The 13912-nt window shown below is 41.6% G+C and carries 11 protein-coding genes; 10 read left to right on the forward strand and 1 reads right to left on the reverse strand.

Going from position 1 to position 13912, the window contains the following annotated elements; all coding sequences use genetic code 11:
- The first annotated feature begins 1 nt into the window (after position 1).
- Positions 2–1147, forward strand: a complete 1146-nt coding sequence (locus ACNEUN_RS03890; RefSeq protein WP_463630958.1) for an Mrp/NBP35 family ATP-binding protein — start codon at positions 2–4, stop codon at positions 1145–1147.
- A gap of 82 nt (positions 1148–1229) precedes the next feature.
- Here ACNEUN_RS03890 and ACNEUN_RS03895 read toward each other — a convergent pair whose 3' ends face one another.
- Complete coding sequence (locus ACNEUN_RS03895; RefSeq protein WP_463630959.1) at positions 1230–2600, reverse strand: DUF349 domain-containing protein; 1371 nt, start codon at positions 2598–2600, stop codon at positions 1230–1232.
- A 96-nt stretch (positions 2601–2696) separates the two neighbouring features.
- Here ACNEUN_RS03895 and hisS point away from each other — a divergent pair, with 96 nt between their 5' ends.
- The 9 genes from hisS (at position 2697) to ACNEUN_RS03940 (ending at position 13886) form a co-directional block, all read left to right on the forward strand.
- A complete protein-coding gene (hisS, locus tag ACNEUN_RS03900; protein ID WP_427877544.1) occupies positions 2697–4097 on the forward strand; it encodes a histidine--tRNA ligase in 1401 nt (466 codons plus the stop codon).
- A gap of 91 nt (positions 4098–4188) precedes the next feature.
- Positions 4189–5985, forward strand: coding sequence for an aspartate--tRNA ligase (gene aspS, locus ACNEUN_RS03905; protein WP_463630962.1), 1797 nt, complete (start codon positions 4189–4191; stop codon positions 5983–5985).
- A gap of 305 nt (positions 5986–6290) precedes the next feature.
- The gene (locus ACNEUN_RS03910; protein ID WP_427876897.1) at positions 6291–7061 is read left to right on the forward strand and encodes an amino acid ABC transporter ATP-binding protein; all 771 of its coding nucleotides are present in this window, start codon (positions 6291–6293) and stop codon (positions 7059–7061) included.
- A gap of 70 nt (positions 7062–7131) precedes the next feature.
- A complete protein-coding gene (locus ACNEUN_RS03915; RefSeq protein ID WP_427876895.1) occupies positions 7132–7965 on the forward strand; it encodes a glutamate ABC transporter substrate-binding protein in 834 nt (277 codons plus the stop codon).
- The gene (locus ACNEUN_RS03920; protein ID WP_427876893.1) at positions 7965–8642 is read left to right on the forward strand and encodes an ABC transporter permease subunit; all 678 of its coding nucleotides are present in this window, start codon (positions 7965–7967) and stop codon (positions 8640–8642) included. Before ACNEUN_RS03915 ends, ACNEUN_RS03920 begins: the two co-directional genes overlap by 1 nt.
- 5 nt (positions 8643–8647) lie before the next feature.
- Positions 8648–9739 carry an amino acid ABC transporter permease gene (locus ACNEUN_RS03925; protein ID WP_463630964.1) on the forward strand — a complete coding sequence of 364 codons (1092 nt, stop codon included), beginning with the start codon at positions 8648–8650 and terminating at the stop codon, positions 9737–9739.
- A gap of 156 nt (positions 9740–9895) precedes the next feature.
- Positions 9896–11326 (forward strand): UTP--glucose-1-phosphate uridylyltransferase, encoded by a 1431-nt coding sequence (locus ACNEUN_RS03930; RefSeq protein WP_427876889.1) that lies wholly within the window; start codon positions 9896–9898, stop codon positions 11324–11326.
- A 307-nt stretch (positions 11327–11633) separates the two neighbouring features.
- The gene (locus tag ACNEUN_RS03935; protein WP_427876887.1) at positions 11634–13553 is read left to right on the forward strand and encodes a helix-turn-helix transcriptional regulator; all 1920 of its coding nucleotides are present in this window, start codon (positions 11634–11636) and stop codon (positions 13551–13553) included.
- Complete coding sequence (locus ACNEUN_RS03940) at positions 13554–13886, forward strand: hypothetical protein (RefSeq protein ID WP_463630967.1); 333 nt, start codon at positions 13554–13556, stop codon at positions 13884–13886.
- Positions 13887–13912 lie beyond the last annotated feature (26 nt).

The following is a 13912-nucleotide window of genomic DNA, read 5'->3' on the forward strand; positions in this document are numbered from 1 at the left end:
AATGGAAGATTCAAATCAGATAGCAACAAAAGTTTACGATCTTCTTAGCAGCGTAATAGATCCAGAGCTAGGACGTTCTGTAACTGAACTAAATATGGTAACTGGCGTAAGTGTATCTAAAATGCAATGCGACACTTCAACGTGCGAAAATTCGCAGCCAACCTACAATGTTGATATCAATCTTGAACTTACTGTACCAAACTGTCCTCTTGCAGAAGTTATAACAGAAAGAGTAAAAGAAGCAGTATCTAAATATCCTAAAATTAAACTTATACCGCAAATAACTACTGCAGCTATGAGCAAAGATAAATTAGAGAAGCTAGTAGCTGACTTAAAAGCGGAGCGTAAAGAAAATCCATTTAATAAATCAGGCAATCACACAAGAATATTTGCAATAGCTTCCGGAAAAGGCGGAGTTGGAAAATCTTCAATAACAGCTAATCTCGCTGCAACCTTCGCTGCTTTAGGATACGATACTGCAGCTATAGACGCAGATGTTTACGGTTTCTCATTACCGCACATGTTTGGTGTTCATAACCAACCTACTAATTTAAACGGCATGCTTATGCCAGTAGTAGCTTGGGGAGTAAAACTTATATCAATTGGAATGTTTGCAGGAACAGACAGAGCGATTTTATGGAGGGGACCTCGATTACAACGCTCCTTAGAACAGTTTTTATCTGATGTTTGGTGGGGAAATCCTGACGTTTTACTACTTGATTTAGCACCTGGAACAGGAGATATGGCATTAGCTGTAGCACAATCACTTCCAAACGTAGAACTTGTTGTTATTACTACGCCTCAGCCAAGCGCATCAGACGTAGCAGTTAGAGCAGGACTTATGGCATTACAAATACCAGTAAAAGTGCGCGGCGTAGTTGAAAACATGAGTTGGTTTGAAAACAATGGCGAGCGCCTAGAAATTTTTGGTTCAGGAGGTGGAAAGCGAGTAAGCGAGCAGCTTTGCAAGGCACTTAAAACTGATGTTCCACTTCTAGCACAACTTCCTTTAAACACATCCATACGCGAAATAGGAGAAAGCGGACGACCTGCTGTGCTAAATGAGGAAGGAAAATTGTCAGATTCTAAATTAGCTGCTACTTTTGTTAAACTCGCTAATTCTTTAATGGAAAAATCCAACTTATAGTTAATTTCACAAAAAGAGGCTACTTGAATTTTCAAGCAGCCTCATAAATGTATTTAGAGAAGTTTATAAGCTAAAAGCAGAACTATTTAATAGCGTTAAGCCACTGTTCCTTAGTTGCCTTCTCAGCTTCCAACTTAGCTTTGCGCTTCTTGTCTGTTTCTTTGGCAATAGCAGCATTAAGCTCATCAAGCTGTGCCTGCAATTGTGCAGCAAAACTAGACTTACGAGCATTAGCTTCAGGATCTTCATCCTTCCACGCAGCATCCTCAACAGATTTAATCTTCTTATCTACATCGTTCAAACGAGCTTCAACTCGACGCATGTCTTCACGAGGAACATAGCCAATAGTATCCCACTCATCTTGAATAGCAGACAAAGCCTTACGAGCTTTCTTAGCTTCTTCCTCATTTGCTACTGGAAGCAAAGCTTCGGCTTTAACTAAAAGTGCTTCTTTCTTAGCAAGATTTTCTTTCTCGTCAGCATTAAGCTTTTCACGATCAGCTTGACGAGCATGGTAGAAGACATCTGCAGCTTCACGGAACTTAGCCCACAATTCATCATCATGTTGACGGCCAGCATTACCTGCCTTCTTCCAACGATCCATCAAAGCGTTGAACTTCATAGAAGTTTCACGCCAATCAGTTGAATTCTTTAAGACTTCAGCTTCTGCAATAATCTCTTCCTTAGCATGTTTTGCTCCTTCGCGAACATTATCACGCTCTTTAACCCATGCGCTACGAGCCTGAGAGAAAGATGAACGAGCTTTAGAGAAGCGCTGCCAAAGGGCATCTGCATCAGCTTTGTTCAAATGAATTGTAGTGCGCTGGTGCTGCTGCCATTTGTCGAAGAGTGAACGCAGCTTGTCTCCTAATGAACGCCAATTGGTTGCTTCACCCATATTCGCTACTAATGCTTCAGCCTGCTCAACGATAGAAGTTCTCTCTTTCAAAGCCTTTTCCAAAGCTTCTTTACGAGCTTTAGCAATTTCTTCCTTTTTTGCATCAGCTTTTACTTTAAGCTCGGCGTGTCGAGTACGCAAAGCTGCCACATCTCCAACAACTGCAGGATTTTCAAGATCTGCTTCTAAAGTGTTGAGAGTTTCGTCAATTTCTTTTGACTTAACGTTAGAAGCTTCAAGTCGCTTTTCAAAAAGATCGAGCTTAATCTTCAAATCAAGATAACGATGAACATAGAAAGTTAAAGCTTCATCTGGAGTGCCAGTGGAGTACTGTCCAACCTCCCTTTCATCACCATTTTCACGAATATAAACAGTGCCATTTTCGTCAACACGCCCAAAAGTTTTTGCAGCTTTTACATCCTCATCACTATACGAAATAGTTGGGGCTTGAGCTACAACTCTAGTTTTATGGGCAAAGCTCGCAGGCGACGGCGCATGCGGCTTTGTTGTAGCGGTGGATTGGGTATTTTCTTCAGGTTTAGTCTGTTCGGTCACGGGACGACTCCTTACAGCATATGCACGGTAACAGTGTTACGAATAAGTATGACGGTAAGCCATGATTTTTCCGTAACATAACCTATTATAGTGGACATGGTACAAGGCTCATCAATATCTGGTTTTCCCGAATGGCTTCCAAGCGAACGTGCTGTTGAACAGAAAGTAATTGACACACTTAGGGAAGTATTCGAACTTAATGGCTTTATTGGCATTGAAACGCGTGCAGTAGAGCAGGGATCAAGCCTTTTGAAAAAAGGCGAAACAAGCAAAGAAATTTATTTATTATCGCGCTTACAAGAGGTCGGTCATGAGTCCGACACGCCTGTAGAAGATCGCATAGGTTTACACTTCGATTTAACAGTTCCACTTAGCCGTTACGTTGTTGAACACACTGGTGATTTAGCATTCCCATTTAAGCGTTGGCAAATGCAAAAAGTTTGGCGTGGCGAGCGTCCTCAAGAAGGTCGATTCCGCGAGTTTGTGCAAGCTGATATTGATGTTGTAGGGAATGGTGAATTACCATCTCATTACGAAGTTGAGCTTCCTCTTGTTATGGTTGAAGCTCTTGAGCGCTTAAGAGAGTTTGGCTTACCAAAAGCTACAGTTCACGCCAATAATCGTAAGCTTTCTGAAGGTTTCTACCGTGGTATTGGACTAAAAGATATTGAGGGCGTTCTTAGAGAAATCGATAAGTTAGATAAAATCGGCTCTGAAGAAGTGTCTAAACTCCTGGTAAAAGAGTGTGGAGCTACAGATTCTCAAGCTGCTGCTTGCTTAGAATTAGCTGAGCTTACTGCAGAAACTGGCGAAGAACTTAAAGAACGCTTTAATGCACTATGCGATAAGCATAATATTTCTAGAAGTGAAGATAATGAATCTTACTCTCTTGCAGTAGAAGGCGTAGAGACTCTCGCAATGATTGTAGATGAAGCAGCTCGCATACGTCCTGGTGCTGTTGTTGCTGATTTGAAGATTGCTCGTGGACTTGACTACTACACTGGATCTGTTTATGAAACTTTCCTTGATAATGCTGCGTCACTAGGTTCCATTTGTTCTGGTGGCCGTTACGATAATCTTGTTTCTCAAGGAAAGAAAAAATATCCAGGCGTTGGCCTTTCAATTGGCCTTTCTCGCTTGATCTCATATATGCTTCACACAGCTAAAGCTACAGTTTCTAGAGTTTCTCCTGCAGCTGTGCTTGTTGCAGTGTGGAATGAGGAAGATCGACCAAAGTGTAATGCTATTGCAAAAGTATTACGCGATCGCGGTATTGCAACTGATGTTGCTCCTACTGCAGCAAAACTTGGAAAGCAAATCAAGTATGCTGACAAGCTTGGTATTCCTTACGTTTGGTTCCCTGCAGACAGTACCGAATCTGAGTCTTCTCAAGATGAAGTAAAGAACATAATTACAGGAGACCAAGAATCAGCAGATGTCACGTCGTGGCAACCAGATACTGTGTATGCCCGGCAGACAGTTTCCTGTGCTAAATAGTTTGCGTGTATTTTTACTCGCATAATAAGCACAGATTTGTGTCAATGGAAAAATGATTACATCATTATTAGAACATAGAGGAAGTGGACTTATGAGCCAAACGGCGTATCGTACGCACCATGCCGTTGAAGTGACTGAAGCATTGGTCGGGCAAAAAGTAACCATCGCAGGTTGGGTTGATCGTCGCCGTGATCACGGTGGCGTTGCCTTCGTCGATGTCCGCGATAATACAGGATTAGTACAAGTTGTTATTTACGATGAGGAGACGGCACGACCATTGCGCAGCGAATTTGTTGTGCAAATAACTGGCGAAGTTCGTCTGCGTCCAGATGGTAACGAAAATGATCACTTGGCAACAGGTAAGATTGAGATTGTTGCTGAAACAGTTACTGTTCTTGCAAAGTCCGATGCATTACCATTCCAAGTTTCGACAGCTTTGGAAAACGAGTCCGAAAACAAGCTTCCTAGCGAAGATGTACGTTTAAAGTATCGTTATCTTGATTTGCGTCGTCCGTCTATGCAGCGCAATTTGAAGTTGCGTTCCGATATGGCCAAGGCTGCTCGTCACGCTTTGGAAGATATGGACTTCACTGAGGTTGAAACTCCAACCTTTATTAAGTCCACTCCAGAAGGTGCACGCGACTTCGTTGTTCCAGCACGCTTGGTTCCAGGCTCTTGGTATGCACTTCCACAGTCTCCTCAGCTCTTAAAGCAGTTGCTCATGGTTTCTGGTGTCGAACGCTACTATCAGCTTGCACGCTGCTACCGAGACGAAGACTTCCGTGCAGATCGTCAGCCTGAGTTCACTCAGCTTGATATGGAAATGAGCTTTGCCAGCCAGGAAGATGTTATGGCTATGGCAGAGCGCGTTATTGCTGCTATTTGGAAGGAAGCAGGTCACGAAATTACTCTTCCTTTGCCTCGTATTACTTGGCAGGAAGCAATGGATAAGTACGGTTCCGATAAGCCAGATTTGCGTTTTGGAAACCCACTTATTGAGTTGACTGATTTCTTTAAGAACACTCCATTCCGCGTGTTCCAGGCTCCGTATGTTGGTGCTGTGCTCTTTAAGGGTGGTGCTGAAACTCCTCGTCGTCAGTTTGACGCTTGGCAGGATTGGGCTAAGCAGCGTGGAGCTAAGGGATTAGCTTATGTTGTGTTTGGTGAAGATGGCGAGTTAAAGGGTCCTGTTGCTAAGAATCTTAGCGAAGAAGAGCGCGCAGGTCTTAAGGAAGCCGTTGGTGCAGAAGATGGCGACGCAGTGTTCTTCGCAGCTGGAAGCCGCGAATCTTCCCAACTTCTTCTTGGAGCTGTTCGCGTAGAGCTTGCAAGCCGCGCAGGATTGCTTCACCCAGATGAGTTTGCTTTTACTTGGGTTGTTGACTTCCCACTGTTTAAGCGCACTGATGATCCAGATGATGACGATGTTGCAGTTGGCCACTCCAAGTGGACTTCTATGCACCATCCATTTACAATGCCATCTGCTGATTGGATCGATAAGTTCGATAAAGATCCAGAGCATGCTATGAGCGATTCTTACGATATCGTGTGCAACGGTAACGAAATGGGCGGCGGATCCGTTCGTATTCACCGTGACGATATTCAAGACCGCGTTCTTAACGTGCTTGGAATCGATAAAGCTGAAGCTGACGAAAAGTTCGGCTTCCTGCTTGAAGCTTTCAAGTATGGTGCTCCACCTCACGCTGGTATTGCTTTGGGCTGGGATCGTACTGCTGCTATTTTGGCAGGCGCAAGCTCGATTCGCGACGTAATCGCCTTCCCTAAGGCTGGCGGCGGACGCGACCCTCTGACTGGCGCTCCAGCCCCAATTTCGGACGAGCAGCGTGCAGAAACTGGCGTTGATTATGATCCAGAAGAAGACGAGTAAATTATTTCGTAACATTTGCGAATAATATTACGAATAGTTTTGTTTACTAATTATTCTTAATAAAATTTAATTATTAAATACCGCTGAAGGGTTACAAAAACGCCTTTCAGCGGTATTTTTTATATAATAAAAGTAGTTTTGTGTAAATATTACAGAGCGGAGTCAGAATATTACAGTAATTCGCAACATATTAAAGAAAAATTGACTATTTTTAACATATTTTACATATCGATGCAACGAAGTTTAAGTAAAAAAGTAACGTATGCGATAACTACACGTAACACAAATCTACTAGCATTCTTTCCATGGATACACAAAAAAATACTACTAAAAAAACAGTTCTTCCATTGGTAGAACTCAGCCATGTTGAAAAACATTTTGGCAAATTGCACGTTCTAAAGGATATCAACCTTTCCATTAATAAAGGCGAAGTAGTTGTTATCATCGGCCCATCTGGTTCTGGAAAATCAACAATGTGCCGCACTATTAATCGATTAGAAACGATCGACTCCGGAGATATTCGTATAGATGGTAAAGCTTTACCTCAAGAAGGTAAAGAACTTGCTGCTTTACGAGCCGAAGTTGGTATGGTTTTCCAATCTTTTAATCTTTTTGCTAACAAAACTATTCTAGAAAACGTAACTCTCGCACCAATGAAAGTACGTCACATGAGCCAAGACGAGGCAGAAAGCCTTGCAATGGATCTTCTTGCAAGAGTTGGCGTTGATAATCAAGCTCAAAAAATGCCGTCTCAGCTTTCTGGTGGCCAGCAGCAGCGTGTTGCAATCGCTCGCGCACTGGCAATGCAACCAAAAGTTATGCTTTTTGACGAACCAACATCAGCACTTGATCCTGAAATGGTAAACGAAGTTCTTGATGTTATGGTCGAACTTGCAAAAGAAGGCATGACAATGATTTGCGTAACGCACGAAATGGGATTTGCTCGTAAAGCAGCCGACAGAATAGTGTTTATGGCAGATGGTCAAATACTTGAGCAAAACACTCCAGAAGAATTCTTCGAGCATCCACGTACAGATCGCGCAAAAGACTTCCTCTCAAAGATTCTTACGCACTAAACATCACAAGTATTTTAAGTTTTCGTAAGTTTTTCACTGCTAAAAGCAGATATAGAGGGGATTTACAAACATGAAACTATTACACAAACGAATACTACGTTCGCTGATAGCTATGATTTGTAGCATATGCTGCGTGTTCCCGCTCACTGCATGCGATCGTAGCGATGGCAAAAAAGTAATTCGTATCGGCATCAAATTTGATCAACCAGGTTTAGGTTTTAAAAAATCCGGAACATACGTAGGATTCGATGTTGATGTAGCCAAATACGTTGCTAAAAAACTAGGCTATTCAGAAGATCAAATCGTATGGAAAGAATCACCATCGAAGCAACGCGAAGCAATGCTTCAAAACGGTGACGTAGATATGATTGTTGCGACATACTCAATTACTGATGCGCGCAAAAAGACAATTTCCTTTGCAGGACCTTACTTTGTTGCAGGTCAAGATTTGTTAGTTCGTAAAGACGAGCACAAAGTCAGCGGACCTAACGATTTGAATGGAAAACGACTCTGCTCAGTAACTGGTTCTACTTCTGCAATTGTTATAAAAAAGCGTTACGCATCAAAAGTACAGCTTATGCAACAACCGGGTTACGCAGAGTGTGCAACAGCATTGTTCTCAGGAATTGTTGACGCTGTAACTACAGATGATATTATTCTTGCAGGCCTTGCAACCGCTTCTAGAGGCAGACTAAAGCTTGTTAATAAACCATTTACTGCCGAATATTACGGAATTGGCATCAAAAAGGGTAATACGAAGCTTGCTAAGCGCATTAATGCCGCTTTGAAAGACATGATTCGAAATGGGTCTTGGCAACGAGCCTTAGATGATAATCTTCGAGGTACTGGATTCAAGCCTAATAAAAAGTACAATCCTCCAGTTCCAGCGGAAGGGGAGAAGTGATGCAAGATTTTATACAATTATTTAGTGAATACAATATTCCAGGAGCGTTTCTTGTAAATATTGAAATAACCTTATGCTGTGTAGTTCTTTCGACTATTATCGGCGTAATTTTAGTAACTATGCGAATATGCCCAGTATCTTCACTGAGAACTATAGCAACTATTTACGTTGAACTGTTTAAGAACATGCCGCTCACTATAATCATGGTTTTCATGGTATTAGGTGTGTACGCTCAGCTGAAAATAGGTTTTTCACAAATTTTCGACATAAACTTCTTCTGGCTTGCAGTAGCAGGTTTATCTCTTTACACAGCAGCGTTCGTATGCGAATCGCTCAGATCAGGATTAAACACTGTTCCTCTTGGACAGGCAGAAGCTTGTAGAGCTTTAGGTCTTAATTTCTTCCAATCAGCTACGCACATAATTTTGCCGCAAACTTTCTGCGGTTCTGTAGCGCCTCTCGGTAACACTTTCATAGCCTTACTGAAGAATTCTACGGTAGCTGCAGCAGCGTCAGTAGCTACTGAAACTTCGTCACTTATGAGCGAAATGATTGAGAAGAACGCAGATCTTATAATCCCAATATTCCTCATATTCGCCGTAGGATACATCATTTTGATTATTCCTATTGGCATTTTAACAACGTATCTTTCAAACAAGCTCGCTGTTAGAAGGTGATGATCATGGCTAAAAATCAAGAACAATCACTCTTATTTGATGCGCCAGGTCCTCGCGCACTTAAGAAAATACGAATAGCTAATATTATTGCAGGATGCTTATTTGCAATCTTTATTATTGCTGTTCTTATGCGATTAAGTAATCCTCCAGACGGCGAAAATCAGCTTTCGCCCGTACTTTGGAATCCTGCAGTAGATTCCGAAGCTTGGGTTGATTTTTATCTTCCAGGATTGTGGATGACATTAAAGGCATCTCTTGTTGCTATTGTCGGATCTATAGCATTTGGCTTATTCTTCGGCATGTGCCGACTTTTACCAAATTTGCTTACTCGTGTAGTTTCCGCAATAATAGTTGAGTTTTGCCGAGCAGTACCAGTACTTCTTCTTATGATCTTCTTGTGGAGAGCTTTTGCGCTTTCTGGAATGAAAGAAGCATCATATTGGGCTGTAGTGTTAGCTCTGATTATGTACAACGGTTCCGTTGTAGCAGAATTAGTTCGTTCTGGTGTTGGTAATTTGCCAAACGGTCAGCGAGAAGCTTCTTTAGCTTTAGGATTAACAGAATATCAGTCACTTACTCAAATAGAAATGCCACAGGCAGTTATTGCTATGCTTCCGGCTGCAATAACTCAGATTGTTGTCGTACTTAAGGATACTGCTCTTGGATCGATTATTATGTATACTGATCTTCTTCAAGAGTCACGCAGACTTGGATCAATGTACTTCAATATCTTGCAAACCTTAAGCGTTGCTGCAGTCTTATACTTCCTGATTTGCCTTGCGCTTTCATGGTTTGCAGAATGGCTGCCATCTCACTTGAAGAATCGTACTGCGGCTCCAACAGAGGCAGATCCAGTTGCACCAATTGCAATTATGGATCCTTCAAATGTGAACCAAATTGCTGTTGCTAAAGAAGTTAAGGAACTACCTTATGGTGGAACTCCAAGAAAGTATCACGTTCACCACCGTGGAACTAATGCTTCTATTCATCACTGGCAGCGGACGCGCTACATTCAGGGATACGATGAGCATCATCTTAAAACTGGAGATGAAACAGAACAAGATGACGCTGACAACAACATTAAAGACAATTTTTGATTTAAAGAATTAACACTAGAAAAAGCGTAGTGGATACCAAATAAGCATTCACTACGCTTTTTGTTTTACATTTAGGTTATAAATCCCAAACCGTTTGCACGAAAGAGCACAAATCGCTAAACTATTAGGGTCACATGCATACGAGGAGGCTTTTACATGGACGACACCTTTGAGTTGTCCGCTGCAAAGATGCGCGAACACAATATGAGCGATACTTCTATTGAACAATTTGCTCACCTCTACGAAGTTTGGCGCAATAATCAATCTGGAGAGTTTATTCGCGAAAGTACAGTAGAGCCTATAAAAACTGTTCCAAATTTTCATGAAATTTACGAAACGATTGATCATGATAATGCTGTAAAAGCATTTGGAAAAACTGCTTTTATTAAACTTAACGGCGGATTAGGAACATCTATGGGTTTGTCATGCGCAAAATCTTTACTTCCTGTTCGTAGGCATAAAGCTCGGCAAATGCGTTTTATAGATATAATAATCGGTCAAGTTTTAACTGCCAGGAAACGTCTTGGAGTGGATCTTCCTCTTATATTTATGAACTCATTCCGCACTTCTCGCGATACTTTGCAAGTACTTAAACGAAACCGCAAGTTTGTGCAAGAAAATATTCCTGTAGAAATTATTCAGCACCAGGAGCCAAAATTAGTAGAAAAAACAGGAGAGCCTGTATCTTACGAAGCGGATCCTTCTCTTGAATGGTGCCCACCGGGACATGGAGATATTTTCTCAACCATATGGGAATCAAACATACTAAGCACATTAAAAGAGCATGGTTTTAATTATCTGTTCATATCGAATTCTGATAATTTAGGAGCAAGGCCTTCTCGCACACTAGCGCAGCATTTTGAAAATACTGGCGCGCCTATCATGATTGAAGTTGCTAGACGAACTCAAGCCGACCGAAAAGGCGGACATATAGTTAGAAGCGTAGAAACCGGTAGATTATTGCTTCGCGAAATGACACAAGTTCATCCTGAAGATCGCAGAAGCGCTCAAAGTATTAAAAAGCATCCGTATTTTAATACAAATAATATTTGGATTCGTATTGATGCGTTGCAAGAAAAATTAGAAGAGTACCATGGGATACTTCCACTTCCTGTTATTTGTAATAGAAAAACTGTTGATCCTACAGACGAAAACAGCATTCAAGTAGTACAGTTAGAAACTGCAATGGGAGCAATCGTATCACTGTTTGACGAAGCAATTTGCGTAGAAGTAGACCGCATGCGCTTCTTACCAGTAAAAACTACTAACGATCTTTTTATTATGCGCTCAGACAGATTCCATTTGACAGACTCTTACGAAATGGAAGACGGAAATTATATTTTCCCAGACATTGACTTAGATCCAAGATATTACCGTAATATAAATGATTTCAACGAGCGTTTCCCTTATTCAGTACCAGCATTAGCTGCTGCAAAATCAGTAACTATTAGGGGTGATTGGACTTTTGGTAACCAAGTTTCTATGTTTTCTGACGCTGTTTTAGAGGACATGGGAGAACCAAGTTATGTACCAAATGGAGAGTTTGTGGGACCACAAGGAATTGAACCAGATTCTTGGATAAAATGATCCCGCAAAAGAGCATTTTGCTGTAAATAACGTTAAAAAACGTGCAATAGTAGTAATTTTTAAGAAAAAATTACACTATGGCGTGTCGCCTGAAAATGGCGGATTTTCAACGTTATTAGAGTGAACTGTGGATTTTATTTAAAGAAAAATTATTAGTTTTTTAAGAAATGTCCACACGTACCGCAAAATGCCACTAAAATAGAAAAAGCATGCGCGCATTCGCATACTGTGCAAACCAAGTAATTGTAGCAGATGCGGTAGTGTGCATATTAGAAGAAATTAACAATAAAACGATACGTGAGGACCGATGGCTGAAGGAAGTAACGGAAGACGACGCTTTTCCGATAAGTGGGGCAAACATGAGCTAGATGTGCTAGCTGTATTGTCTTCCGCATTCCCACAATGGTTGACTTCGCGTCAAATAGCACAACGAGTAAAAGCTTACGCTGATTCCTACGGTGAGCTTGCCGATCAAGCCGCTAAAGCAGCATTTGCAAAACAGTTCCAGCGAGATAGAGCCAAACTAGCTGCAATGGGAATTGCAATAGAATCTCGGCAGCCGGAGTACTCATCAAAGTCAGAGGGCCAGGATTTTGCTTCATATCGTCTTCAGCTAGGAGATGAACCTCGCGTAAGACTTCGTTTTGCACAAGATGAACTTCCTGTACTTGCAGCTGCGAACTATTTAGCTCGCTCTATGTCTATATCTTCTTCTGAATGTGAGCAAAGAGAGCAGCAGCAACGCACTTCTAGAACAGCTCCTCGCGTTCCTCAGACCCCTATTCCGGGTCTAGGCTTGGACTCCATTGCTCCTGGTCTTGGTACACAAACTATTCCAGACGCATTAGTAAAGGTTATTGATTCTCGTAGATTTGCAGCAACAGTTGATGTTGATGGGGAGCATCTAAACGTTGCTTATACAGATTCAGACGATTTAGCAATGTTCGTTCTCGAACATCCTGGTTCTAGCGTAGTAAGCCCACAGGAAGCAGTTGATGCTTTCCACCGTAGACTTCATTCTGCTACGCAATTTACTAAATGCGATGAATCAGTTTCCGAAAATTCAAACGAGAATTCGCAAAACGAAACATTAGAGAACGAATCTCAATCTGAATCAGATAATTCTCATCAAAAGAAAAGTTCTTTCCAAACCGGAAGTGAAGTAGATCGTAGACTTCGCTTAATGCTTTTCCTCTCGGCTCACCTCGGAGAAGAATTCCCATTAGATGAGCTTGCAGAAAGGTTTATTGGCAAGCCAAAGAATGATGACGAACTTCATAGGTTTGTGACAATCCTGCATAAAGATATTAATACTCTTACAACCGTTTCTGATGACGGCGAAATGGCAGGAAGCCAGTTCTTTGATATTGATTGGTCCCTTCTTGAATCAGAGAGTATTGTTTCTGCAACAAATTCTCTCGGTTTGGAACGACTTGCAGGCGTATCGCAACAGTATATGAGTATGCTAACAGCGTCTGCTAATTATCTAGCTCATTCTCCACTGCTTCCAGACGATCAGCGCGAAAAAGCCGAATCACTTTACATGCGCTTGCGTAGACACGTTCGTCCGGGAGAAACTCCGTGGTTAAGCCTAACCGGGTACGAAGTAGAACCTCGTAATTGCTCTGTAGTTCGTAGCGCAATTAATTCCGGTTCTTTGCTAGATATGGAATATACTGATGGAGCTGGTCGTACTCGACGTAAAGTTGTTGCACCTTCTAAAGTTTTTGTAGATGAAGGCGTTTACTACGTTGCAGTGTGGACTGATGTAGAAAATCAAGCTCCTGAAGATAAAAAGTCTTTAGTTAAAAAAGATACTTCTATTAATAAAGCAAACGGTTTGCCGCGAATTTGGCAAGTGCTTCGTATAGCTCGTATTGAGCATGCTGAAGTTGTAAAGCCTGTATCTCCTGTTGAAGTACCTGATGTTCCAGTAAGCGAACTTCGTAAGTGGAGTTTCGACAATGGCACTGAAACTTGCTTTATTACTGATGAAACTGATCTTAACTTCCTGAAAAAGCTTTCGGGAGCAGAGATGCAACCATACGGTGATGGTGTAAAAGTACATCTCACTGTTTCATCTGACTCGTGGTTTGTGGCGTTCTGCATTGCACATTCCCGCCATATTACTGCCGTTGCTCCTGAAACACTTCGCAGCATGATTATTGCTAGAGCAGAACGCGAACTTAGCGTAAATCATGCCGATACTCCTCAAACGGAGGAATAAATGCCTTGGTGGGTCTGGTTACTTATAACACTGTTCATGCTATGCATGATTGTTTTGGGAATATTTTTAGTAGTAGTTTCCTTACTTCGCATAGTAAAAAATTGCAGCGCACTTTCTAGTAAGATCTCCTCTAAATTCGATCATCTTAATACTTGCGAAAATAGTGTTGAAGTTAATCGCGACCCACTTTTTACAAGGCCTTTGAAAGATGCTGCAGATCTTCACGAAGAGACTTTAAAATTTGTTATCGCAAGGAAAAATCTTAAGCGAGAAAAGCACAAAGCAGTATGGGAAAGATGGAGTAAAAAGTCTTTACGAGAAGAAGACCTGTAATACTAGATTACGCATACTTCACATTT

The sequence above is a fragment of the Gardnerella sp. C0684A1 genome (assembly GCF_055326835.1).

Coding starts and splice junctions, on each gene's coding strand:
- ACNEUN_RS03935 (WP_427876887.1), top strand. CDS start 11,634: ATGGCTGAAGGAAGTAACGGAAGACGACGCTTTTCCGATAAGTGGGGC.
- hisS (WP_427877544.1), top strand. CDS start 2,697: ATGGTACAAGGCTCATCAATATCTGGTTTTCCCGAATGGCTTCCAAGC.
- ACNEUN_RS03920 (WP_427876893.1), top strand. CDS start 7,965: ATGCAAGATTTTATACAATTATTTAGTGAATACAATATTCCAGGAGCG.
- ACNEUN_RS03890 (WP_463630958.1), top strand. CDS start 2: ATGGAAGATTCAAATCAGATAGCAACAAAAGTTTACGATCTTCTTAGC.
- ACNEUN_RS03925 (WP_463630964.1), top strand. CDS start 8,648: ATGGCTAAAAATCAAGAACAATCACTCTTATTTGATGCGCCAGGTCCT.
- ACNEUN_RS03940 (WP_463630967.1), top strand. CDS start 13,554: ATGCCTTGGTGGGTCTGGTTACTTATAACACTGTTCATGCTATGCATG.
- ACNEUN_RS03910 (WP_427876897.1), top strand. CDS start 6,291: ATGGATACACAAAAAAATACTACTAAAAAAACAGTTCTTCCATTGGTA.
- aspS (WP_463630962.1), top strand. CDS start 4,189: ATGAGCCAAACGGCGTATCGTACGCACCATGCCGTTGAAGTGACTGAA.
- ACNEUN_RS03915 (WP_427876895.1), top strand. CDS start 7,132: ATGAAACTATTACACAAACGAATACTACGTTCGCTGATAGCTATGATT.
- ACNEUN_RS03930 (WP_427876889.1), top strand. CDS start 9,896: ATGGACGACACCTTTGAGTTGTCCGCTGCAAAGATGCGCGAACACAAT.